We start from the raw sequence: 20,549 nt of genomic DNA, 5'->3' as shown, positions 1-20,549 counted from the left end.
CTGACAGAAAAGTCTAATCGATTCCGTTCCAACATGTTACAGGTGATAGAATGGGATGTTTGCCGTGTCCCGGAGGCGTTGCCCGCAATGGATATTTCCCGCGTTGACCTGAATCTGCTGGTGTACCTGGATGTGCTGCTGCGGGAGAAGAATGTCACCAAGGCAGCCAATCACCTGGGCATCACCCAACCGGCCATGAGTAATGGCCTGCGGCGGCTCCGCGACCTGTTCGACGACCCGCTGCTGGTGCGCACCAGCGAGGGCATGACCGCCACCGAGCGGGCCACGGAGCTGCAACCGCTGGTGCGGGGCATCCTGTCGGATATCGAGCAGGCGGTGCAGGAGAAGGCGTCATTCTCCGCCAATGAGAGCCAGCGGGTGTTCCGGATCATGGCCAGTGACTATGCCGAGTCCTGTCTGATGCCCCGGGTGTTGCGGCGTATTCGCCAGGAGGCCCCCAACGTGATCCTGGACGTACTGACCCCCAGTGATGTGAGTTTCCAGGATGTGGAGCAGGGGCGTCTGGACATGGCCATCAACCGCTTCGACAAGATTCCCCAGTCCTTCCACCAGAAAACCCTGTGGACGGAATACTTCGCCTGCCTGATGAACGTGCGCAACCCGATCCTGCAGGATCCGTTTACCCTCGACAGTTACCTGGCGGCCAGTCATATCTGGGTCAGCAAGACCGGGTTCGGTGTCGGTGTCGGGGTCAATCCCAAGGATGTGCAGCGTCTGGGATGGGTCGACGAGGCCCTGGGCCTGATGGGGCGCAAGCGGCATATCGCGGTGTTCACCCGACACTACCAGGTGGCGATGCTGCTGGCGGAGCAGCATGACCTGATTGCCACCCTGCCCAGCCGGGCGGCGTGGTTGCAGAAGGATAACGCCAACCTGGTGATCAAGCCGCCTCCCTTTGACATTCCGCCCTTCGAGCTGAAGATGGCGTGGAGTCCGCTGTTGCAGCACAACGCCGACCATCAGTGGCTGCGGCGACTGGTGGCCGCCGTGGCGGAAGAGGTGGACGAGGAGTTCGCCGAGTTCGGGCGCCAGTTCGAGGCGGTGGAGCCGGATGGCCCCCACCGGTCAGAGCGGTAGTTCCCGCAATTCCAGCGACGGACGGGCGATGTCCCACATGCGCTGGAAATCCTCCGCCAGCAATCTGGCCCGGCCGCTGTCCGCGAAGCTGGCGAATCCCTCCGGACGGTCAAACCGGTGCCGGACCAGGACACCTTGCCGGTCCACCAGCAGGAATGGTTGCTCCACCGGCGGGTAATCGGTGTTGACCAGTCGCAGGTCGATGGCACTGGGCAGGCGCCGCAGCAGGTCCACCAACCGGTGACGACGTTTCACCAATGGTGCATCGTCGTGGATCAGCAGGCGGATTTCGCTGTTGCGGTGATGTCGGGCCAGCCACGACAGCAGATCCCGCAGACGCTGGCGGTCGTACAGGTCGTGGTCCAGCAGGCGGTCATAGAGCCACAGCCGTTGCCGGGCCTGCCCCGCCAGGCTGTCCATCAGGTCGGGTATCTGGTGGTCACCGTCAATCAGCCAGCTCTGTTCGTCCTCACCCAGTATCATGGGCTTGTGCCGTGGGGGTTCATCGTCAAATCCCCCGGTCACCAGTGTTGGTGCCAGGCAACGCATGCCGTAGTGGGGGATGCCCGCGTCGTCGTAGGGTTCCGTGAAGACATGGAAGCCACTGCGCTGGTAGAAGGGGACGGCGTGTTCCTGGGCTGACAGGTGCAGGTTCTGCACCTGGCCGGCGGCCTCGGTCATCAGGTGCCGCAGCATCTTCTCGCCGAGGCCGGTGCCCCGGTGCTGGGGCCGAACGGCCATGCGCCCGATGTGGGCGGTGTCATCAAGGGTATAGAACATCCGTGCCGTGGCCGCCGGGGTGTTGTCCGGCAGCACGGCGAGGAAGTGGTCGGCGATCTCGTCGGTGTCGTCCCACTCCAGTTCCGGCGGCACCTTCTGTTCGTCGATGAAGACGGACTGGCGGATATCCCTGACATCCCGGGGCGCCAGTTGCCAGCTGTACTTGCGGAATCTCACAGTCATTCGAAATAGAGGCTTCCCTGGTTGTAGAGTACGGTCAGCAGTTCCGCCAGGGCGGGATCCCGGCACAGGCGGGTGACCTCTGCCGCGTCTGGCCGGCTGGATGCGCACAGCACCGGCGCCAGGGGTTGTGCATCACCGCTGAGCAGGTAGCGTTCCCCGTCCACGAACAGGGCGGTCTGTCCGTCCAGTTCCGTATAAGCGAAACGGGAGCCCTCATTCCAGCGTAGTACACCGCCATCCACCAGGGCTTCCAGCAGGTCGTCGGTGGTTGCCGGTGGTTCCGCGGAAATTACGATGTCACTGTTCTTCGGGGACGTGCTGAACTGGCCGAACCACAACGCCAGGTTGCGTCGGTCGGACACCCGTGAGCGGATTTCCGCTTCCAGCCTGTCCAGTGCCTGGTCGCCGATGGCGCCCGGGTTATCCGGCAGGCGGGTATCGCCATCGGAGAGATGAGCGGAGACGTCGGTTTCCGTGCACAGGAAATCGGTAAAGCTGGTCAGCAGGTCGTCCACGGTTGGCGCGCGGAACCCCACCGACAGGGTGATACAGTCATCTTCCGCCACGCCATGGTGGCCGATGCCTGGCGGCAGGTACAGCATGTCGCCGGGTTCCAGCAGGACTTCCTCATCCGCCTGCCAGTCCTTCAGGATGCGAAGCGGGGTGCCTTCCACCCGGGGCGACTGTTCGCTGCAGGCGCCACCGAAGCGCCAGCGACGATGGCCCTCTGCCTGCAGCAGGAACACATCGTACTGATCGAAATGGGGGCCGACACTGCCACCGGCGGGGGCGTAGCTGGCCATGATGTCGTCCAGGCGCCAGTTGGGCACGAAGCGGAAGTGGTCCAGGATATCGGCGGCCTCCGGCACCCAGTGGTCCAGCCCCTGCACCAGCAGGGTCCAGTTTCCCGGCGGTGGGGAGGTAAAGCGGTCGGTGCTGAACGGGCCGTTGTGGAGTTGCCAGGGGTGGCCGTTCTCTTCCTCCACAACCATTCGGGATTCCACTGCCTGTTCACAGGCCAGGCCAGCCAGTTCATCGGCACTGACCGGGCTCTCGAAGCCGGGAAACGCCTGGCGGATCACCAGCGGCTTCTTCTGCCAGTAGTCCCGCAGGAAGGTGTCGGCGGACAGGCCGCCGGGGAGTCGGTCAGGTACCGTCATGATCCGATGTTTTCCGCCTGTTCGGCCGCATTGCCGGTATAGTTTGCCGGCGTCAGCGCCATGAGTTCATCCTTTGCGGCCTGGGGGATGTCCAGGTTCTGCACGAAGTCGTGGATCAGTTCCGGGCTCATGTCCTTGCCACGGGTCAGCTCCTTGAGCTTCTCATAGGGCTTTTCGATGTTGTAGCGGCGCATCACCGTCTGGATCGGCTCCGCCAATACCTCCCAGGCGTTGTCCAGGTCATCGTTCAGACGCGTCGGGTTGACTTCCAGCTTGCCCAGGCCTTTCAGGGTGGCCTCGTAGGCAATCAGGCTGTGGGCAAAGCCCACGCCCAGGTTGCGCAGTACAGTCGAGTCAGTCAGATCCCGCTGCCAGCGGGAAATCGGCAGTTTGCTGCCCAGGTGCGCCAGGATGGCGTTGGCAATGCCCAGGTTGCCCTCGGAGTTTTCGAAGTCGATGGGGTTGACCTTGTGGGGCATGGTGGAGGAGCCAATCTCGCCGGCTACGGTTTTCTGCTTGAAGTAGCCCAGGGAAATGTAGCCCCAGATATCCCGGTCCAGGTCGATCAGGATGGTGTTGAAGCGGGCAATGGCGTCGAACAGCTCGGCGATATAATCATGGGGTTCGATCTGGGTCGTGTAGGGGTTCCAGGACAGCCCCAGGCTCTCAACAAAGTCCCTGGCGTTGGCGGCCCAGTCCACGGAGGGGTAGGCGGACAGGTGGGCATTGTAGTTGCCCACGGCGCCATTGATCTTGCCCAGCAGTTCCACCTCGCGGATCTGCTTCAGTTGGCGGCGCAGTCGGTGGACCACGTTGGCCAGTTCCTTGCCCACGGTGCTCGGGGAGGCGGTCTGGCCATGGGTACGGGAGAGCATGGGCTGTTTCGCATGCTCCACAGAGAGTGCTTCCAGGCGCTGGACAATGCGGTCCATGGCCGGCAACAGGCCGTCGTCCAGGCCTTCCCGCAGCATCAGGGCATGGGACAGATTGTTGATGTCCTCGGAGGTGCAGGCGAAGTGGACAAACTCGGTGATGGCCTGCAGTTCCTCCACCGGTGCGATCCGTTCCTTGATGAAGTATTCCACCGCCTTGACGTCGTGGTTGGTGGTGCGTTCGATGGTCTTGATGGCCTCGGCGTCCGCCAGGCTGAAGTTTTCCACCACCCGGTCCAGGCCGTCCCGGGCACTGGCGCTTAGTGTCGGTACCTCGGTGATCTCTGGGTGGTTCGCCAGTTGCTGCAGCCAGCGTACCTCCACCTTGACCCGGTTACGGATCAGCCCGTACTCGCTGAAAATTTCCCGGAATACCGAAACTTTGTTGCCGTAGCGGCCGTCCACCGGAGAAATGGCGGTCAGGCTGGTCAGTTCCATCAGATTGTAACCTCATCAGAATCGGGCAGGGCGCAGGAATGCGCGAAGCCTGCGGGGTGAATAGTTTGGTGTCCATGATACACCAGCGCGAACGGCAATTCAGCGCCGGGTGGGTGTCGGGTGTGACACGATGGCAGGGGCGGGTTACCCGGAGTGATAGACCGACTGGTTGGCCTTCTCCGCCAGTTCCCGGGCAATGGCAGCCACCTTGCGGCGACGAAAGATCAGTTGCCAGCGGCGGCCCCCGGTCTGGCGCCAGAGCACGGCGGAGCGTATGCCGGCCAGCAGCAGGGCGCGTACCCGGGCGGCGTTCTCTTCCCGCTGGAGCACGTTGGGATCGCCGGTCACCTGGATGCGCAGACGGAAGGTGCTGATGGTGTCCTGATAGACTGAGGCCAGGTTGCTGATCAGGTTGCCGTGCACATAGCCGAAATGGCTGGCGGTGTGGCGGGCGCTGTCGATGCGTTGGCCGATGGCGGACAGCATGTCGCGGTTGCGGTTGAGGCTCGACTCCAGCTGGATCAGGTTCAGGCTGTAGCGAAGGATATCCATATCCTGCTGGCGGGTCTGGTTGCTGAGGATCTTGGCCAGGGCATCGAGACCTTCGCGCAGGTTCATCAGCTCACCGCCGTACACCTCCAGGGTGTCGTCCGGATTGGTGACAAACAGCGACCGCAGGGCGGTTTCCAGGCTGGACTCGGCACAGCGGCCCTGGTGGGCCACCTGGCTGACCAGGGTGGCGGCCTGGAAGACCCCTGCCAGTGCCAGTGTCTGGTCGGTGAGGGACTTGCTCAAGACGCCTCCGCCTTGGCGCTGGTGGCCGGGGCTGACGGTTCCTGCTGGTCGTCCCGCCAGGTGGTCTCGATAACGGCGCCACCCAGGCAGACCTCACCATCATAGAACACCACGGACTGCCCGGGGGTAACCGCCCGCTGGGCGTCATCGAACACGACCCGGGTACCGCGACCGGTCACAGTAACCTCGCAGTCCTGGTCCGGCTGGCGATAGCGGGTCTTGGCCTTGCAGCGGAAGCGGTGTGCCGGGGGCTCTCCGGCCACCCAGTCAACCGGCCCGCTGAGCAGTCCCCGGGACAACAGCAGGGGGTGCTGCTTGCCCTGGACGGCCACCAGTACGTTGCGGTCCAGATCCTTTTCAGCCACATACCAGGGATCGTCACTGAAACCCGCCAGGCCACCGATGCCCAGGCCCTGACGCTGGCCAATGGTGTGGTACATCAGGCCCTGGTGACGACCGATTACATGGCCGTCCGGCGTCTGGATCTCACCGGGCTGGGCCGGCAGGTACTGCTTGAGGAAGTCGCTGAACTTGCGCTCCCCGATAAAGCAGATGCCGGTGGAGTCCTTCTTGTCGTGGGTGATAAAACCCTGTTCCTCGGCGATACGCCGGACCTCCGGTTTTTCCAGTTCACCCACGGGGAACAGGGTGCGGGCGACCCGCTCGCCGGACACCGCGTGCAGGAAATAGCTCTGGTCCTTGTTATTGTCCAGCCCCTTGAGTAACTGGGCCCTGCCAGGATGATCCGGATCGGGACGCTGGCGGGTGTAGTGGCCGGTGGCGATATAGTCGGCCCCCAGGGTAATGGCGTAGTCGAGGAATGCCCGGAACTTCACTTCCTTGTTGCACAGGATATCCGGATTGGGGGTGCGACCGGCGCTGTATTCCGACAGGAAGTGCTCGAACACCCGGTCCCAGTATTCGTCGGCAAAGCTGGCTGTGTGCAGGGTGATGCCGATGGCATCCGCCACCGCCTGGGCGTCCGCAAGGTCGGTCATGGCCGTGCAGTATTCGGTGCCGTCGTCCTCGTCCCAGTTTTTCATGAACAGGCCTTCCACCTGGTAGCCCCGGTCCTTCAGCAGCCAGGCGGCCACGGAGGAATCCACACCGCCGGACATGCCGACGATAACCCGGGTATCTGCTGGTGCACTGGTAGTGAGCTGGTTCATGGCGTAAACGGATTCTGGTTGCCGGTGGATATCAGGGGCGCGATTGTAACACCGTTTGTGGTCGCTATGCTTCCGGCTCCACGATGACCTCCAGCGGGAAACGGCGGCCTTCTCGGTAATCCAGTATGCAGTCGAGCACCATGGGGCTGCGCAGACGGTCCCCCAGTTGGCGGATCTCGTCCAGGGTGAGCCAGTGGGCCGCGGCGATGCCGGTATCCAGTTCGGTGGTTACCTGGCGGACCGGGGAGGCGGTAAAGCAGAAACGGAAGTAGGTCACCCCGTTTGCGGGGGCGATATAGCGGTACATGCCCAGGAAGGCTTTGGGTTCCACTTCCCAGCCGGTTTCCTCAAGGGCTTCCCGGCGGGCCGCATCGGCCACGGCTTCGCCTTCTTCAATGTGGCCGGCGGGCTGGTTGAACACCAGGTCGCCGTTGATGCGCTCTTCCACCAGCAGGAAACGTCCCCGTTCATCTTCCACGATAACGGCGACGGTGGCATGTGGTTTCCAGGTCATGGGCAACTCCCGGTCAGGTGTGTTGGCGGCGATGTCGGGGGCGTCGGCGACTGGCACTGGGCCCTTTGCCAGCGGTCCTGCCTGGCCCTTTGGGAAGGTGGATCGTGAGTTGGCGATATTCCCCGGGGGCAAGGTTATCCAGGCTCCATTCCCCGATCTGCCAGCGCACCAGTCGCAGGGTGGGGAAGCCGGTGGCAGCGGTCATACGGCGTACCTGTCGGTTGCGGCCTTCGGTCAGCCTGAGTTCGAGCCAGGAGGTGGGGATGTTCGCCCGCTCACGCACCGGCGGGTTCCGGGGCCAGAGTGATGGTGTTGGTATGCGATGAGCGGCAGCAGGGCGGGTGGGGCCATCTTTCAGGTCGACACCCCGACGCAACTGGTCCAGGGCCGAATCGGTGATTGCTCCCTCTACCTGGACCAGATAGGTTTTGGTCATCTTCTGGTGTGGGGAGGCAATTCGGTGCTGCAGGCTGCCATCATCGGTCAGCAGAACCAGGCCTTCGGAGTCGTAGTCAAGACGACCGGCGGGATAGACGTCCGGCAGATCCACATAATCGGCCAGCGTTGATCGGCCCCGTTCATTGCTGAACTGGCACAGGGTGTGAAAAGGCTTGTTGAGCAGGATAAGGGCAGCCATCCCGACATGTTAACAGACTGACATCCATTAACACGGGGGGATGGCTTATGATCGTGGTAGCGATCTTGTGTCAGCCGTTGACCATACGTACCACGTTGCTGGCCTGACCCTGTTCCTGGTCGGTGTTATCGTTATCCCGCGCGGAATGAGAATCCTGTCCCTTCGTGGCGGGTTGCTGTTCCGGAACGATGTTCACCGCGTGAACACCCTTGTCGCTGGGTTTCTTGTCAAAGGTGACCGGTTGGCCGGCTTTCAGGGTTTTATACCCTTCCATTTGTACCGAGGAGAAATGTGCAAACAGGTCGTCACTGCAGCCCTCTTCGATAATGAAGCCATAACCCTTGGCGTTGTTAAACCACTTTACTTTGCCCCTAGGCATGATGAACTCCCTTGTCCAGTCATTATCTGTCGTAACCTACGGCCTGCGCGGGCCGCCTGATACGGCGTTTTACACAATTTTACATTGCAAGATTTACTTTTGATCATTAGTGGGTGTGAGTCAACACTAAACTCGCGGGAATTACTGATTGTGCACATTACATCATTGTTATGGGGCGCTATGGTGCACCGAAATCTACAGGTTTTCGGTATTTATTGAGCATGACGTTATAGCAGCGGAATTAATAAAAGCATGGGGTCTAAGGACGGCTTCCCATCTACCGATTCGGGCCCGCCGCCGGTCCGTCCAGTGCGGGATCTTTTCCTGGGGCGGGGTGTCGTTTTGGTGACAAGGGCACTCCGGGCTGGTTGCCCCGGGTATCGACGCGGTATCATGCGCCATTGAACCCGGTGGCGTTTTTACTGTCTGAGTGACTGTCGAGTGCTGACCTTCTGTTTCTTCCCTGGAATACCGGAAAGGTGGTCCGAAGAAGACGGGCAGCGAGAGTGCGTCCAGTCGCATAGCAGGGTAGCTCGGATCTTGAAAACCCGTCGCCGGACATCCATCTTATGTCACAGAAACCGACATCCGGTACGAGAATCATGCGGACACTCAGAAATTCTCTACTAATATTGAATCAGGGGGATCACGACGGTGAGGACGAGCCAGGGCGCGAAGACGGCGTCAGCGTGGCTCCGGAGAAACCGGCCCTGAAGCGGCCGCCCCAGTATCGGGTGGTCCTTCTGAACGACGATTACACACCCATGGATTTTGTGGTGGATGTGTTGATGAAATTCTTCGCCATGAACGAAGAAAAGGCGACGCAGGTGATGCTGCTCGTCCATACGCAGGGAAAGGCCGTATGTGGGGTGTATACCCGGGACATCGCGGAAACGAAAGCAGCGCAGGTGAACCAGTATTCCTCCGAGTGCGAGCATCCGCTGCTGTGCGAGATTGAACGTGCGGACTGACTGACCTTATGCGGGGTGGCCCATGCTGAGCAAAGATCTTGAAATTACGCTGAATGCCGCGTTCCGGAATGCCCGGGACAAGCGTCATGAATTCATGACGGTTGAGCACCTGCTGCTGGCATTGCTGGACAACGATTCAGCGGTGGGCGTCCTCAAAGCCTGCGGGGCTGACCTGCAGCGGCTGCAGGATGAGCTTACCGAGTTCGTGGACTCCACCACGCCTCTGATTCCCGGCAGTGACAGTGAGCGGGAAACCCAGCCGACCCTGGGCTTCCAGCGCGTACTGCAGCGGGCCGTCTTCCATGTACAGTCTTCCGGTAAGAAGGAGGTCACCGGTGCCAACGTCCTGGTCGCCATTTTCAGCGAGCAGGAGAGTCAGGCTGTCTACCTGCTGAAGAAGCAGAACATTGCCCGTATCGATGTGGTCAATTTCGTTTCCCATGGCATCTCCCGTGTCCAGGGAGGCGAAGAGCCGGAAGCTCCGGATCCGGCCGCGCAGGAAGAGGGCGCCGAGGAAGGTTCCTCCAACCGCCCTCTGGAAGCCTATGCCTCCAATCTGAACGAACAGGCTCGTCAGGGGCGTATTGACCCGCTGATTGGCCGCGAGCACGAAGTGGAGCGGGTGGTCCAGATCCTGGTCCGCCGCCGCAAGAACAACCCGCTGCTGGTGGGTGAGGCCGGTGTCGGCAAGACTGCCATCGCCGAGGGCCTGGCCCGTCGCATTGTGGACGGCCATGTGCCGGACATCATTGCCGATGCGGTGGTCTACTCCCTGGACCTGGGCGCGCTGCTGGCGGGCACCAAGTACCGCGGTGATTTCGAGAAGCGCCTGAAAGGGCTGCTGGCGGAGCTCAAGAAGGAGAAGCGGGCCATCCTGTTCATCGACGAGATCCACACCATCATTGGTGCGGGATCCGCCTCTGGTGGCGTGATGGACGCGTCTAACCTGCTCAAGCCGATGCTCAGCTCCGGTGAGATCCGCTGCATCGGGTCTACCACCTTCTCCGAGTTCCGGGGCATCTTCGAGAAGGACAGCGCGCTGGCCCGTCGCTTCCAGAAAATCGACGTTAACGAGCCCAGCGTGGATGACACCTACCAGATCCTCAAGGGACTCAAGCCGCACTTCGAGAAGCACCACGATCTCAAGTACACGGACAAGGCCCTGCGGGTGGCCGCCGAGCTGGCGGACCGGTACATTTCCGACCGTCACCTGCCGGACAAGGCCATCGACGTCATCGATGAGGCCGGTGCCCGTCAGCGTCTGCTGCCGGAAGCCAAGCGCCGCAAGGTGATCGGTGTGTCTGCCATCGAGGATGTGGTGGCTACCATTGCCCGGATTCCGCCGAAGAGCGTGTCCAGCAGCGACAAGGACCTGCTGCGTAACCTGGAGCGGGACCTGAAGATGACCGTGTTCGGCCAGGACCCGGCCATCGAGTCGCTGTCCAACGCCATCAAGCTGGCCCGTGCCGGCCTCAAGGCGCCGGAGAAGCCGGAGGGCGCGTTCCTGTTTGCCGGCCCCACCGGTGTCGGCAAGACCGAGGTGACCCGTCAGCTGGCCAAGGTGCTGGGCATCGAACTGGTCCGCTTCGACATGTCGGAGTACATGGAGCGCCATACTGTGTCACGGCTGATTGGCGCGCCTCCGGGCTATGTCGGTTTTGACCAGGGTGGTCTGCTCACCGAATCGGTCAACAAGCACCCGCACTGTGTGCTGTTGCTGGATGAGATCGAGAAGGCGCACCCGGAAGTGTTCAACCTTCTGCTTCAGGTGATGGATCACGGCACCCTGACCGACAACAACGGTCGCAAGGCGGACTTCCGCCACGTCATCCTGGTGATGACTACCAACGCCGGTGCCGAGGACATCAGCCGTCGCTCCATCGGTTTCCAGGAGCAGGACCACAGCACCGATGGCATGGAGGTGATCAACAAGATGTTTACGCCGGAGTTCCGCAACCGCCTGGATTCCATTATCCAGTTCGGCGGCCTGGCGCCGGAGATCATCACCCATGTGGTGGACAAGTTCCTCACTGAACTGCAGGCACAGCTCGACGAAAAGCAGGTGGTGCTGCACGTGGACGACGAGGCCAAGCTCTGGCTGGCGGAGAAAGGGTACGATCCGACCATGGGGGCCCGTCCTATGGCCCGCCTGATCCAGGACAAGATCAAGCGTCCGCTGGCGGAACAGATCCTGTTCGGGGCGCTGTCCGAGAACGGTGGCGAGGTGAATGTTCACCTCAAGGATGGGGAGCTGGTGTTCGAGTACGAGAACGAGCCGGCCGAAGCGGTGTAACGATCAGGCCCCGGGGAGCCGGGGCCTGTGATCCGCGCCATGCACAACAACGAAAAAGCCCCGCCTTGGCGGGGCTTTTTCTTGCGCAGATGTCAGGCCGCTGTGTTGCCGGCCCGGCAGGCTGGCGGCATTAACGGGCGCGGTAGACGATGCGCCCCTTGCTCAGGTCATAGGGAGTCAGCTCTACCTTGACCTTGTCGCCAGTGAGGATGCGGATGTAGTTCTTGCGCATCTTGCCGGAGATGTGGGCAGTGACAACATGGCCGTTGCTCAGCTCCACACGGAACATGGTGTTGGGAAGGGTATCCACAATTACCCCTTCCATTTCAATGACATCTGATTTCGCCATTCAGTAAGGACCTCGCTTGATTGGGTTTCCCTGATTCCGGAATGGCGCAATTCTGCCTCATTTGGTCGCGATTGGCAAAAAAAGCGTCAATCCTGCGGGAACGTCGTCTTATGGAATAACCGAAAGGCGGTGCTCAGGAGGGTTCCTGGTCCGGGTCGAACTGCTGCCAGGAGCCGTCGATCAGCGCCTCGATCGGACGGAAGCGGGTCTTGTAGTTCATCTTCCGGCTCTGGGCAATCCAGTACCCCAGGTAGACCCAGGGCAGCCCCTGCTCCCGGGCCTCCCGGATCTGCCAGAGTATGGCCAGGGTACCCAGGCTGCGCCTGTCGTGGTCCGGGCTGAATACGGTGTAGATGGCGGATAGCCCGTCATCCAGCTTGTCCAGCACCGCCAGGCCGATCAGCTCGTCACCGACGTTCATCTCCAGGAACCAGCTGTCCGTGGCACCTTCCACCAGGAAGGACTGGAACTGGTCCCGGGAAGGCGGGTACATGTCGCCGTCGGCATGTCGTTCATTGATGTAGTGCTCATAGAGCTGGTAGTACCGTTCGGAGAACTGGGCGGGCACCAGCTTGAAGGTGACATCCTCGTTGCGTTTCCAGACCCGGCGTTGGGACCGGTCCGGGCGGAACGCGCGGGCGTCCAGGCGAACCGGGACACAGGCGTTACAGTGCTCGCAGTGGGGGCGGTAGTAATGGGAGCCGCTACGGCGAAAGCCCAGAGCAGTGAGCTGGCTGTAGAGCCGCTTGTCTATCTGCGCCCTGGGGTCCACGAACATGGTGGTGGCGTCGCGGCCGGGCAGGTAACTGCAACTGTGGGCCGGTGTGGCAAAGAATACCAGCGTTCTCAGGCTGCTCATCCTTATCCCTCCCCCGGGCGTGAGCCTTGCCAGGTCCAGTCCAGTCGCCAGTGGTCCTGGCGAGGTGGGTGGTCGATGTTTTCCTCCAGTATAGATAAGAATACCCGCCGGGGAATAGTTCGTGCGCCCATTCTCAGCAGGTGGGGGCTTTCCACCTGGCAGTCCATCATGCGGTAGCCGGAGCGCCACAGCTCGCCGCACAGGTGAACCAGCACTGTCTTTGAGGCGTTGGTTTCCAGGGAAAACATGGATTCACCAAAGAAGCAGCGCCCGATGGACAGCCCGTAGAGGCCGCCCACCAGTTCATCGCGGTGATTCCAGGCTTCGATGGAATGGGCGTGACCACGACGGTGGAGTTCCTTGTAGGCCTGCTCCATGTCGTCGGTGATCCAGGTGCCTTCGGGCCGGGTGGAACCGCACAGATGGATGACGCGTCGGAACGACTGGTTCGTGGTGATGCGGAAGCGCCCCTGGTTCAGGGTGCGACGCAGGCTGCGTGAGATATGAATGTCATCGGGAAAGAGGACGCATCGGGGGTCGGGGGACCACCAGAGGATCGGCTGGTCGTCGCTGAACCAGGGGAAGATGCCGCTCCGGTAGGCGTGCAGCAGCCGTTCAGGGGACAGGTCGCCCCCGAGGGCTAGCAGGCCATCGGGTTCCCGCAGGGCTTCTTCCGCGGGGGGAAACCACAGGTAGTCCGGATCAAGCCAGGGCAGGGCACTCATCGGGTCTGCCTCTTGTTACCCACCCCGGGCTGACGCCGGGGCGGGTGATTTCCATGCGGGGTTCAGCCCTGCTGGTCCAGGAATTTCTCGGCATCCAGCGCCGCCATGCAGCCGAAGCCGGCGGAGGTGACCGCCTGGCGGTAGACATGGTCAGCCACGTCGCCGGCCGCAAAAACGCCGGGCACGCTGGCCTGGGTGGCCATGCCTTCCAGGCCGCTGCGAATGCGGATATAGCCGCCTTCCATATCGAGCTGACCTTCAAACAATTCGGTATTGGGGCGGTGGCCGATGGCAATGAATACGCCGGCCAGGTCCAGTTCCCGGGTGCTGTCATCCTTGGTGCTGCGAATGCGCATGCCGGTAACGCCGGTGCCATCGCCCAGAACCTCGTCCAGGGTATGGTCCCAGACAATCTTGACGTTGCCGTTCTCGGCCTTCTCGAACAGCTTGTCCTGCAGGATCTTCTCCGCCCGGAGCTTGTCCCGGCGATGGACCAGGGTCACTTCGTCGGCGATATTGGACAGGTACAGGGCCTCTTCAACGGCGGTGTTGCCGCCGCCGATCACCGCGACTTTCTGCTTCTTGTAGAAGAAGCCATCGCAGGTGGCACAGGCGGATACGCCCTGGCCCTTGAACTTCTCCTCGGACTCCAGACCCAGGTACATGGCCGAGGCGCCGGTGGCAATGATCAGGGCATCGCAGGTGTACTCGCCGCTGTCGCCCTTGAGGCGAAACGGACGGTTACGCAGATCGGCCTCGTTGATGGTGTCGTAAACCACATTGGTTTCGAAGCGCTCGGCGTGCTTGAGCATGCGCTGCATCAGTTCCGGGCCCTGGACGCCGTCGTTGTCGCCGGGCCAGTTGTCCACGTCGGTGGTGGTGGTGAGCTGGCCACCCACCTCAATGCCTGTGATCAGGGTAGGCTTCAGGTTGGCGCGGGCCGCGTAGACAGCCGCTGTATAACCGGCGGGGCCGGAACCCAGGATGATCAGTCGGGAGTGTTTGCTGTCGGTCATTGCTCGTGTCTCTTCAGTTCTCGGGGCGATTGTCCGTGGCGGAAAAGGATACCAAGATCTATGGCAAACGCGAATTTGATTGCCGTAATCTGGGTCATTGAGTGGCGCTATTCCTGTCGGATGACCGGGTGATCGTATGATGCCCGGTCGGGCAGAGGGCTAGGCTCGCCCGATGACCGGCACCTGGTCCAGTAGCTGCCGGACCCGTTGCTCGCCCTTGCCGCTGTCGCCCTGTTCCAGTCGATGACTGGCGATGGCCGGGAACACGGTCTGTACATCATCTGGCAGGACATGATGACGCCCCTGCATCAGTGCCCAGGCCCGGGCGGCCCGCATCAGGCCGAGACCGGCACGGGGAGACAGGCCATAGATCAGGCCCGGCATGCGCCGGCTCTCTTCCAGCAGGTTCTGGATGTAGTCCAGCAGGGCCGGGCTGGTACTGACCCGGGCGACGCCCTCCTGCAGGGTTTTCAGGTCCTCGGGGCGGAACATGGTGCGAAGCCGCTCGGTCATCTGGCGCCGGTCTTCCCCTTCCAGCAGTTCCCGCTCTGCCTTGGGGTCCGGGTACCCCAGGCGCAGGCGCATCAGGAAGCGGTCAAGCTGGGACTCCGGCAGGGGATAGGTGCCCCCCTGTTCCACCGGGTTCTGGGTGGCAATCACGAAAAATGGCAGGGGCAGGGGGCGGGTTTCACCCTCGATGGACACCTGGCGCTCCTCCATGGCTTCCAGCAGGGCACTCTGGGTGCGCGGAGAGGCGCGATTGATCTCGTCGGCCAGGACCACCTGGGCAAAGATGGGCCCCTGGTGGAACACCAGTGAACCGGCCTCCCGGTCGTACATGGAGAACCCCAGTACATCCGCCGGCAGCAGGTCGTTGGTGAACTGGATGCGCTGATAGGACAGGCCCATAACCTTGGCGAGGGCGTGGGACAGGGTGGTCTTGCCCATGCCGGGGATGTCCTCGATCAGCAAGTGCCCCTGGGCGAGCAGCCCGCACAGGGCGAGCCGGATCTGGGGCTCCTTGCCGAGGACGATGTGGTTCAGTTCGGTGATCGCGGCGTCGATCAGTTTCTTCATGGAGAATCCGGTGGTTGTGTGTCAGTCCCGCACGCGCTTGAGCAGGTCGCTGTACGCATCGATACGTCTGTCCCTGAGGTACGGCCAGATGCGACGCACGGACTCGCTCCGATGCCGGTCGATGTCTGCCGCCAGGATAGCTTCCTGGTGCTCGTCTGCGCGGTTGAGGAATTCCCCCTGGGCACCACAGATGAAGCTGTTGCCCCAGAAGCGGATGCCAGTGGTCTGGCCGGACGGGTCCGGTTCGATGCCCACCCGGTTGGGGGCAATCACGGGCAGGCCGTTGGCGACCGCGTGGCCCCGTTGCACGGTGATCCAGGCGTCCAGTTGCCGTGCCTGTTCGTCGGCGTCATCGGTGGTGTCCCAGCCAATGGCGGTGGGGTAGATCAGCAACTCCGCGCCGGCCAGTGCCATCAGTCGGGCCGCTTCCGGATACCACTGGTCCCAGCATACCAGCACGCCCAGCCGGCCTACGGAGGTGTCAATAGGGGTAAAACCGCTGGCGCCGCTGTTAAAGGTAGCGTCCCCCGGTGTGAAGTAGAATTTTTCGTAGAAACCCGGATCGTCGGGAATGTGCATCTTGCGGTAGAGCCCGGCGATGGAGCCGTCGCTCTCCAGCACCACGGCGGTGTTGTGATACACGCCATTCATGCGGCGTTCGAAGACCGAACCCACCAGTACAATGCCCAGCTCCCGTGCCAGCGAGGCCAGGCGGTCGGTGGTGGGACCGGGAATGGGTTCCGCCAGGTTGAAAACCGCCGTGTCTTCCGTCTGGCAGAAGTACAGGGTGGCGTGCAGTTCCTGCAGTATCACCAGTTGCGCACCTTCGGCGGCAGCCTGTCTGACCAGTCGCTCCGTGGTCTCCAGGCTGGCCGATTTATCGTCACTGCAGGCCTGCTGGATGGCGGCAACCCTGAGTGTCCGGTCTGCGCTCATAGATCCACCACGCCCTGTGGCAGTTGCATGGTGACACAGTGCAGGCTGCCGTGCTGTTCCACAAGGGGCCGACAGGCAACGGGGATGATCTCCCGGTCCGGGAACAGCGCGCGCAAGGTGGTCAGGGCGTCGTCGTCCTGGGGAACGTCATAGGTGGGTACCAGCACCGCGCCGTTGATCACCAGGAAATTGGCGTAGGTGGCGGGCAGGCGCTCGCCGTCCTCGTCCAGGACCGGGTCCGGCCAGGGTAACGGTGTCAGCCGGTAGGGGGAGCCGTCAGCCTGGTGGAACTGGCGCAACTCCTCCTCCATGGCCTTGAGGGCCGGGTAGTGTTCATCGTTGGGGGCGCCGCAACGGACATAACAGATATGGTCCGGGCTACAGAAACGGGCGAGGGTGTCGATGTGGCTGTCGGTATCGTCACCGGCCAGGTAGCCGTGGTTCAGCCAGAGCACACGTCTGGCCCCGATGGTCTCGCCCAGCAGGGCCTCAATGGCGGCACGGTCATAGTCAGGGTTGCGGGTCGGCGTCAGCAGGCATTCGCTGGTCACCATGATGGTGCCTTTGCCATCGGATTCGATGGACCCGCCTTCCAGGACGAAATCCACCGTTTCCAGTGGGGTGTCACCAAAACAGCCCCCGGTTGCCAGATGCTGGTTCAGGGCGTTGTCTTTCTCCCAGGGGAACTTGCCGCCCCAGGCATTGAAGCGGAAATCCAGCAACCGGGTCCCGTCTTCGGTCGTTACGGCAAGGGGGCCGTGGTCCCGGGCCCAGGTATCGTTGGATGGTGCGGCCACGCAGTGGGCCCTGCCTGGCAGGTTTTGTTCGCGGGCCCACTGGTTGAGCTCCTGCTCGAGCTTCTGGGCCCGGAACACATGCTCGCAACTTACCACCAGGTGCTCAAACCGGAGAACCGCCCGGGCGATGGCCAGGAAAACCGGTTCCACTTGATCCATCTGGCTGAACCAGTCAGTTCCGGGGTGTGGCCAGGTCAGCATGACGGCACTCTGGGGTGCCCATTCGGCAGGCATCACGCGTGTCGAAGTCAAAATAGCAACCATCCTGTCAGTGGTTCACGGTAGGGAACCGGCCATTGGGTCCCGCGTCGGATTTCGCCGCATTCTACCGGTTTGGTAGCGTAGCGTCAGTTGTGTTCGAGAGTGCGTACGGCATTCAGCGGGAGTGCCTGGCGACAGTGTGGATTACGTGGTTGTATTCGAAGTAGACCACGAAGTCATCATAGTGCCACTGGGAGATGGGGGGATCACCCACGGGGCCGGAAGTGCGGACCGGATCACCAAACCGCTGACGTACCATTTTCCGTGACTGGCCGGTATCCGGCAGTGTCATGGTCTGGCGGTCGCCCTGGGACATTACCGGCACCTTGACCTCGTCAGCCTGGGCCGTGGGTACCAAACCCGTTCCCAGTGCGGTAATGGCAAGACTCGCAGCGACGGCTGCGGACATCAGCTTGTTCATTGTCAGTTCTCCTGAAACTTCTTTAATGATTGATTCGGTCCATTATGAATCGAACCAGTTCATTATTGCGATGGTTCGCCGCCCTGTCTCTGTCGAATCTGCCATGCCATGACGTGTTTCGCAATCTGCTGACGGTCACCTTCCGGTATGTCGACGAAGGAGGTATGTATGAGCTCCAGACCGGCGCCCGGAGCTGATTCCAGTGGTGTGATATCAACCACTTCGGCGGTACCCTGGGGGCGGTAGAGTTCCGGTGGCAGGGTCAGGCGGAGGGCCACCAGATCACCCCGGGACAGTTCGCCACCTTTTGCCGGAAAGCTTACACCGCCTTCACTCAGGGTAACCTCCCGCCAATCTTCCGGTTGCAACGGATTTTGGTCAAAGGCCATAATGCGCGCCAGCGTATCAACCTTACCGTTCAGCGACTTGAGCAGGGAAGCCGCCAGCCGGTCCCGCTCCGCCAGTAACGGAAGCTGGTTGCGGAATTCCTGGTCCAGGCGTTTCAGTTCCGATTTCAGGCTGTCCAGGTGGTCCTCTGCAAAGGGATTGCCGCCGGTATCGTCCGGATGAATCCGCTGGTACTCCAGACCGATCCGATCTTCGATGCGGTAAAAATCCCGGCGGTCCGGGGCGTTATGATCTGACGTCATTCGGGCTCCAGCACATTGACGGGTGACCGGGCGATTCGCAGCAGCAGGCGGTCACCAGGACCAGGAACCGAAAGGGCACCCGTATCCAGAGCAGTTTAGCAGCTTCCCGGTGGCAAGAAAGCGGGGGCACTCGATTCGATTTCCGGCAGTGACAGGCGACCTGTATGTTTCGACCTCTCTCGTTCTACATCGGTTTGCGTTATACCGCAGCCAAGCGACGAAACCACTTTATCTCCTTTATTTCCCTGACGTCGATGATCGGCCTGATGCTCGGTGTGGCCGTGCTGATCATTGTACTGTCGGTGATGAATGGTTTTGACCGGGAACTCAAGCAGAAGGTGCTGGGTATGGTGCCCCATGCCGTGGTCAAGGGGGATCCCTACCTTTCGGACTGGCAGGACGTTGACCAGAAGGTGACGGCACATCCCCGGGTCCTGGCTGCGGCCCCCTTCATTGAGGGTCAGGGCATGGTCACCGGAGGCGGCAATGTTCGTGGTGTGCTGATCAAGGGGGTCGTGCCTGAGGAAGAGGACACGGTGTCGATCATCTCCAGCCAGATGATTGAGGGGAAGCTGGAGGACCTGAAGGCCGGCGAGTTCGGCATTATCGTGGGACGCCCCCTGGCGGCCAGCCTGCGTCTGGAGGTGGGCGACAGACTAACCATTGTGCTGCCGGAAGCCTCGGTCAGCCCGGCGGGGGTGATGCCCCGGCTCAAGCGCTTTACCGTGGCCGGTATCTTCAGTACCGGGGCCGAGCTGGATGGCAACTACACCCTGGTTCACATGGAGGATGCCAGTAAGCTGATGCGGACCGGCGGTCGGGCCGAAGGCGTGCGCCTGCTGGTGGATGACCTGTTCGCCGCGCCCACCGTGGTGGAAGAAGCCGCACTGAGTCTTGGTGGTCGCTACTACATCTCCGACTGGACCCGCACCCATGGCAGTCTGTTCAGTGCGATCCAGATGGAAAAGACCATTATCGGCCTGTTGCTGATGTTTATCGTGGCGGTGGCGGCGTTCAATATCGTTTCGACCCTGGTCATGGTGGTGACCGACAAGACCGGCGATATCGCCATACTCCGCACCATGGGGGCCACCCCGGGGCGGATCATGAGGATCTTCATGATCCAGGGAGCCATTATCGGGGTCTTCGGTACGCTGGTGGGGACCACCCTGGGCATCTTCGGCGCCTGGTACATCAGTGACCTGATCAGCGGGCTTGAGAGTCTGCTTAACCACCAGTTCCTCAACGCCGACGTCTATTTCATCAGTTACCTGCCCTCCGACCTGCAGTGGCCGGATGTGGCCATCATCAGTACGGCGGGGCTGGTCATGAGTCTGCTGGCCACCATCTATCCGGCCTGGCGGGCATCACGCATCGATCCGGCGGAGGCCCTGAGGTATGAGTGAGGAGCAGTCCATGCAATCGAACCAGCGGCCCGTGATCGAGTGCCGGACCATTACCCGAACCTACCGGGAAGGTCCCGCCACGCTGACCATTTTCTCCGACATCTCATTGGTGGTCGGAGCCGGGGAAACCGTCGCCATTGTCGGTAGCAGCGGTGCCGGCAAGACCACTTTGCTGAACCTGCTTGGCGGCCTCGACAAGCCATCGTCCGGCCATATCGCCATCTGCGGGGAGGACATCCACCGCATGAGCGAGGCCCGGCGGGCGCGCTTCCGCAACCGGCACCTTGGCTTTGTCTACCAGTTCCACCATCTGCTGCCGGAGTTTTCCGCCCGCGAGAACGTGATGCTGGCCTGTACCCTGGGGGGGATGTCCATCCGGGAGGCCGGGGATCGGGCCGATGATATGCTGGCCCAGGTTGGCCTGGCGGAGCGTCTGGGCCACAAGCCTGGCGAACTGTCCGGTGGTGAACGCCAGCGGGTGGCCATTGCCCGCGCACTGGTGAACGAGCCCGAATGCGTGTTGATGGACGAACCCACTGGCAACCTGGACGAGCAGACCGCCAACAGTGTCCAGAAGCTGATCGAAAGCCTGCGGGACCGGTTGGGTATCGCCTTTGTGGTGGTGACCCATGACATGACCATTGCCCGTGGTCTGGGGCGGGTGCTCAGGCTGGAGCAGGGCAAGTTGCATCCGGCCTGATCA

At 61.9% G+C, this 20,549-nt stretch carries 22 protein-coding genes; 5 read left to right on the top strand and 17 right to left on the bottom strand.

All coding sequences use genetic code 11. The features are described from left to right. Nucleotides 1–87: 87 nt before the first annotated feature. Nucleotides 88–1,098 (top strand): LysR family transcriptional regulator, encoded by a 1,011-nt coding sequence (locus ACJO2E_RS09160; RefSeq protein WP_406963563.1) that lies wholly within the window; start codon nucleotides 88–90, stop codon nucleotides 1,096–1,098. Here the strand turns inward: ACJO2E_RS09160 and ACJO2E_RS09155 are convergent. The 8 genes from ACJO2E_RS09155 to ACJO2E_RS09120 all read right to left on the bottom strand — a co-directional run bounded on the left by ACJO2E_RS09155 (nucleotide 1,087) and on the right by ACJO2E_RS09120 (nucleotide 8,085). After that, nucleotides 1,087–2,061, bottom strand: a complete 975-nt coding sequence (locus tag ACJO2E_RS09155) for a GNAT family N-acetyltransferase (protein WP_406963562.1) — start codon at nucleotides 2,059–2,061, stop codon at nucleotides 1,087–1,089. The two genes, ACJO2E_RS09160 and ACJO2E_RS09155, sit on opposite strands and share 12 nt — an antisense overlap. Next, nucleotides 2,058–3,221, bottom strand: coding sequence for a ribosomal protein uL16 3-hydroxylase (locus ACJO2E_RS09150; RefSeq protein ID WP_406963561.1), 1,164 nt, complete (start codon nucleotides 3,219–3,221; stop codon nucleotides 2,058–2,060). Before ACJO2E_RS09150 ends, ACJO2E_RS09155 begins: the two co-directional genes overlap by 4 nt. Continuing rightward, entirely contained in the window at nucleotides 3,218–4,591 is a 1,374-nt protein-coding gene (gene purB, locus ACJO2E_RS09145; RefSeq protein ID WP_406963560.1) for an adenylosuccinate lyase, read from the bottom strand. Before purB ends, ACJO2E_RS09150 begins: the two co-directional genes overlap by 4 nt. Before the next feature lie 144 nt (nucleotides 4,592–4,735). Beyond that, complete coding sequence (hflD, locus tag ACJO2E_RS09140) at nucleotides 4,736–5,386, bottom strand: high frequency lysogenization protein HflD (RefSeq protein ID WP_406963559.1); 651 nt, start codon at nucleotides 5,384–5,386, stop codon at nucleotides 4,736–4,738. Next, nucleotides 5,383–6,555: a tRNA 2-thiouridine(34) synthase MnmA gene (gene mnmA / locus ACJO2E_RS09135; protein ID WP_406963558.1), complete on the bottom strand. Its 1,173-nt coding sequence runs from the start codon at nucleotides 6,553–6,555 to the stop codon at nucleotides 5,383–5,385. Before mnmA ends, hflD begins: the two co-directional genes overlap by 4 nt. A gap of 64 nt (nucleotides 6,556–6,619) precedes the next feature. Next, nucleotides 6,620–7,069 (bottom strand): NUDIX hydrolase, encoded by a 450-nt coding sequence (locus ACJO2E_RS09130; protein ID WP_406963557.1) that lies wholly within the window; start codon nucleotides 7,067–7,069, stop codon nucleotides 6,620–6,622. Nucleotides 7,070–7,082: 13 nt separating this feature from the next. Continuing rightward, complete coding sequence (locus tag ACJO2E_RS09125; protein WP_406963556.1) at nucleotides 7,083–7,706, bottom strand: pseudouridine synthase; 624 nt, start codon at nucleotides 7,704–7,706, stop codon at nucleotides 7,083–7,085. Nucleotides 7,707–7,776: 70 nt separating this feature from the next. Beyond that, entirely contained in the window at nucleotides 7,777–8,085 is a 309-nt protein-coding gene (locus ACJO2E_RS09120; RefSeq protein ID WP_406963555.1) for a cold shock domain-containing protein, read from the bottom strand. 602 nt (nucleotides 8,086–8,687) lie between these two features. Here ACJO2E_RS09120 and clpS point away from each other — a divergent pair. Together clpS and clpA are read left to right on the top strand one after the other, a co-directional pair. Next, nucleotides 8,688–9,056, top strand: a complete 369-nt coding sequence (clpS, locus tag ACJO2E_RS09115) for an ATP-dependent Clp protease adapter ClpS (protein WP_328189356.1) — start codon at nucleotides 8,688–8,690, stop codon at nucleotides 9,054–9,056. A gap of 22 nt (nucleotides 9,057–9,078) precedes the next feature. After that, nucleotides 9,079–11,349 carry an ATP-dependent Clp protease ATP-binding subunit ClpA gene (clpA, locus tag ACJO2E_RS09110; RefSeq protein ID WP_328189355.1) on the top strand — a complete coding sequence of 757 codons (2,271 nt, stop codon included), beginning with the start codon at nucleotides 9,079–9,081 and terminating at the stop codon, nucleotides 11,347–11,349. A gap of 130 nt (nucleotides 11,350–11,479) precedes the next feature. Here clpA and infA read toward each other — a convergent pair whose 3' ends face one another. The 9 genes from infA to ACJO2E_RS09065 form a co-directional block, all read right to left on the bottom strand. Beyond that, entirely contained in the window at nucleotides 11,480–11,698 is a 219-nt protein-coding gene (infA, locus tag ACJO2E_RS09105; protein WP_008938619.1) for a translation initiation factor IF-1, read from the bottom strand. Between the two features lie 133 nt (nucleotides 11,699–11,831). Beyond that, entirely contained in the window at nucleotides 11,832–12,557 is a 726-nt protein-coding gene (locus tag ACJO2E_RS09100; RefSeq protein ID WP_406963554.1) for an arginyltransferase, read from the bottom strand. Nucleotides 12,558–12,559: 2 nt separating this feature from the next. Then, on the bottom strand, nucleotides 12,560–13,282 hold the full coding sequence (gene aat / locus ACJO2E_RS09095; RefSeq protein ID WP_406963553.1) for a leucyl/phenylalanyl-tRNA--protein transferase: 723 nt from the start codon (nucleotides 13,280–13,282) through the stop codon (nucleotides 12,560–12,562). 62 nt (nucleotides 13,283–13,344) lie between these two features. Next, on the bottom strand, nucleotides 13,345–14,298 hold the full coding sequence (trxB, locus tag ACJO2E_RS09090; protein ID WP_406963552.1) for a thioredoxin-disulfide reductase: 954 nt from the start codon (nucleotides 14,296–14,298) through the stop codon (nucleotides 13,345–13,347). 159 nt (nucleotides 14,299–14,457) lie between these two features. After that, nucleotides 14,458–15,375 carry an AAA family ATPase gene (locus ACJO2E_RS09085; RefSeq protein ID WP_406963551.1) on the bottom strand — a complete coding sequence of 306 codons (918 nt, stop codon included), beginning with the start codon at nucleotides 15,373–15,375 and terminating at the stop codon, nucleotides 14,458–14,460. A gap of 21 nt (nucleotides 15,376–15,396) precedes the next feature. Next, on the bottom strand, nucleotides 15,397–16,311 hold the full coding sequence (locus tag ACJO2E_RS09080) for a carbon-nitrogen hydrolase (protein ID WP_406963550.1): 915 nt from the start codon (nucleotides 16,309–16,311) through the stop codon (nucleotides 15,397–15,399). Continuing rightward, nucleotides 16,308–17,342 (bottom strand): agmatine deiminase family protein, encoded by a 1,035-nt coding sequence (locus tag ACJO2E_RS09075; RefSeq protein WP_406963600.1) that lies wholly within the window; start codon nucleotides 17,340–17,342, stop codon nucleotides 16,308–16,310. The genes ACJO2E_RS09080 and ACJO2E_RS09075 overlap by 4 nt, the downstream gene beginning before the upstream one ends. Nucleotides 17,343–17,484: 142 nt before the next feature. Next, on the bottom strand, nucleotides 17,485–17,790 hold the full coding sequence (locus ACJO2E_RS09070) for a hypothetical protein (protein WP_406963549.1): 306 nt from the start codon (nucleotides 17,788–17,790) through the stop codon (nucleotides 17,485–17,487). A 62-nt stretch (nucleotides 17,791–17,852) separates the two neighbouring features. Further along, entirely contained in the window at nucleotides 17,853–18,440 is a 588-nt protein-coding gene (locus tag ACJO2E_RS09065) for a PilZ domain-containing protein (RefSeq protein ID WP_406963548.1), read from the bottom strand. 164 nt (nucleotides 18,441–18,604) lie between these two features. On the opposite strand from ACJO2E_RS09065, the gene ACJO2E_RS09060 reads away from it, so the two are divergent. Further along, nucleotides 18,605–19,846, top strand: coding sequence for a lipoprotein-releasing ABC transporter permease subunit (locus ACJO2E_RS09060; protein ID WP_406963547.1), 1,242 nt, complete (start codon nucleotides 18,605–18,607; stop codon nucleotides 19,844–19,846). Nucleotides 19,847–19,856: 10 nt separating this feature from the next. Continuing rightward, nucleotides 19,857–20,546, top strand: a complete 690-nt coding sequence (locus ACJO2E_RS09055) for an ABC transporter ATP-binding protein (protein ID WP_406963546.1) — start codon at nucleotides 19,857–19,859, stop codon at nucleotides 20,544–20,546. Nucleotides 20,547–20,549: the final 3 nt, after the last annotated feature.

This window comes from Marinobacter shunpengi (assembly GCF_045449695.1).
In the GTDB taxonomy this organism is placed as follows: Bacteria; Pseudomonadota; Gammaproteobacteria; order Pseudomonadales; family Oleiphilaceae; genus Marinobacter.
The sequence above is the reverse complement of the archived record's forward strand: the minus strand, read 5'-3'. Positions and strand labels throughout refer to the sequence as shown.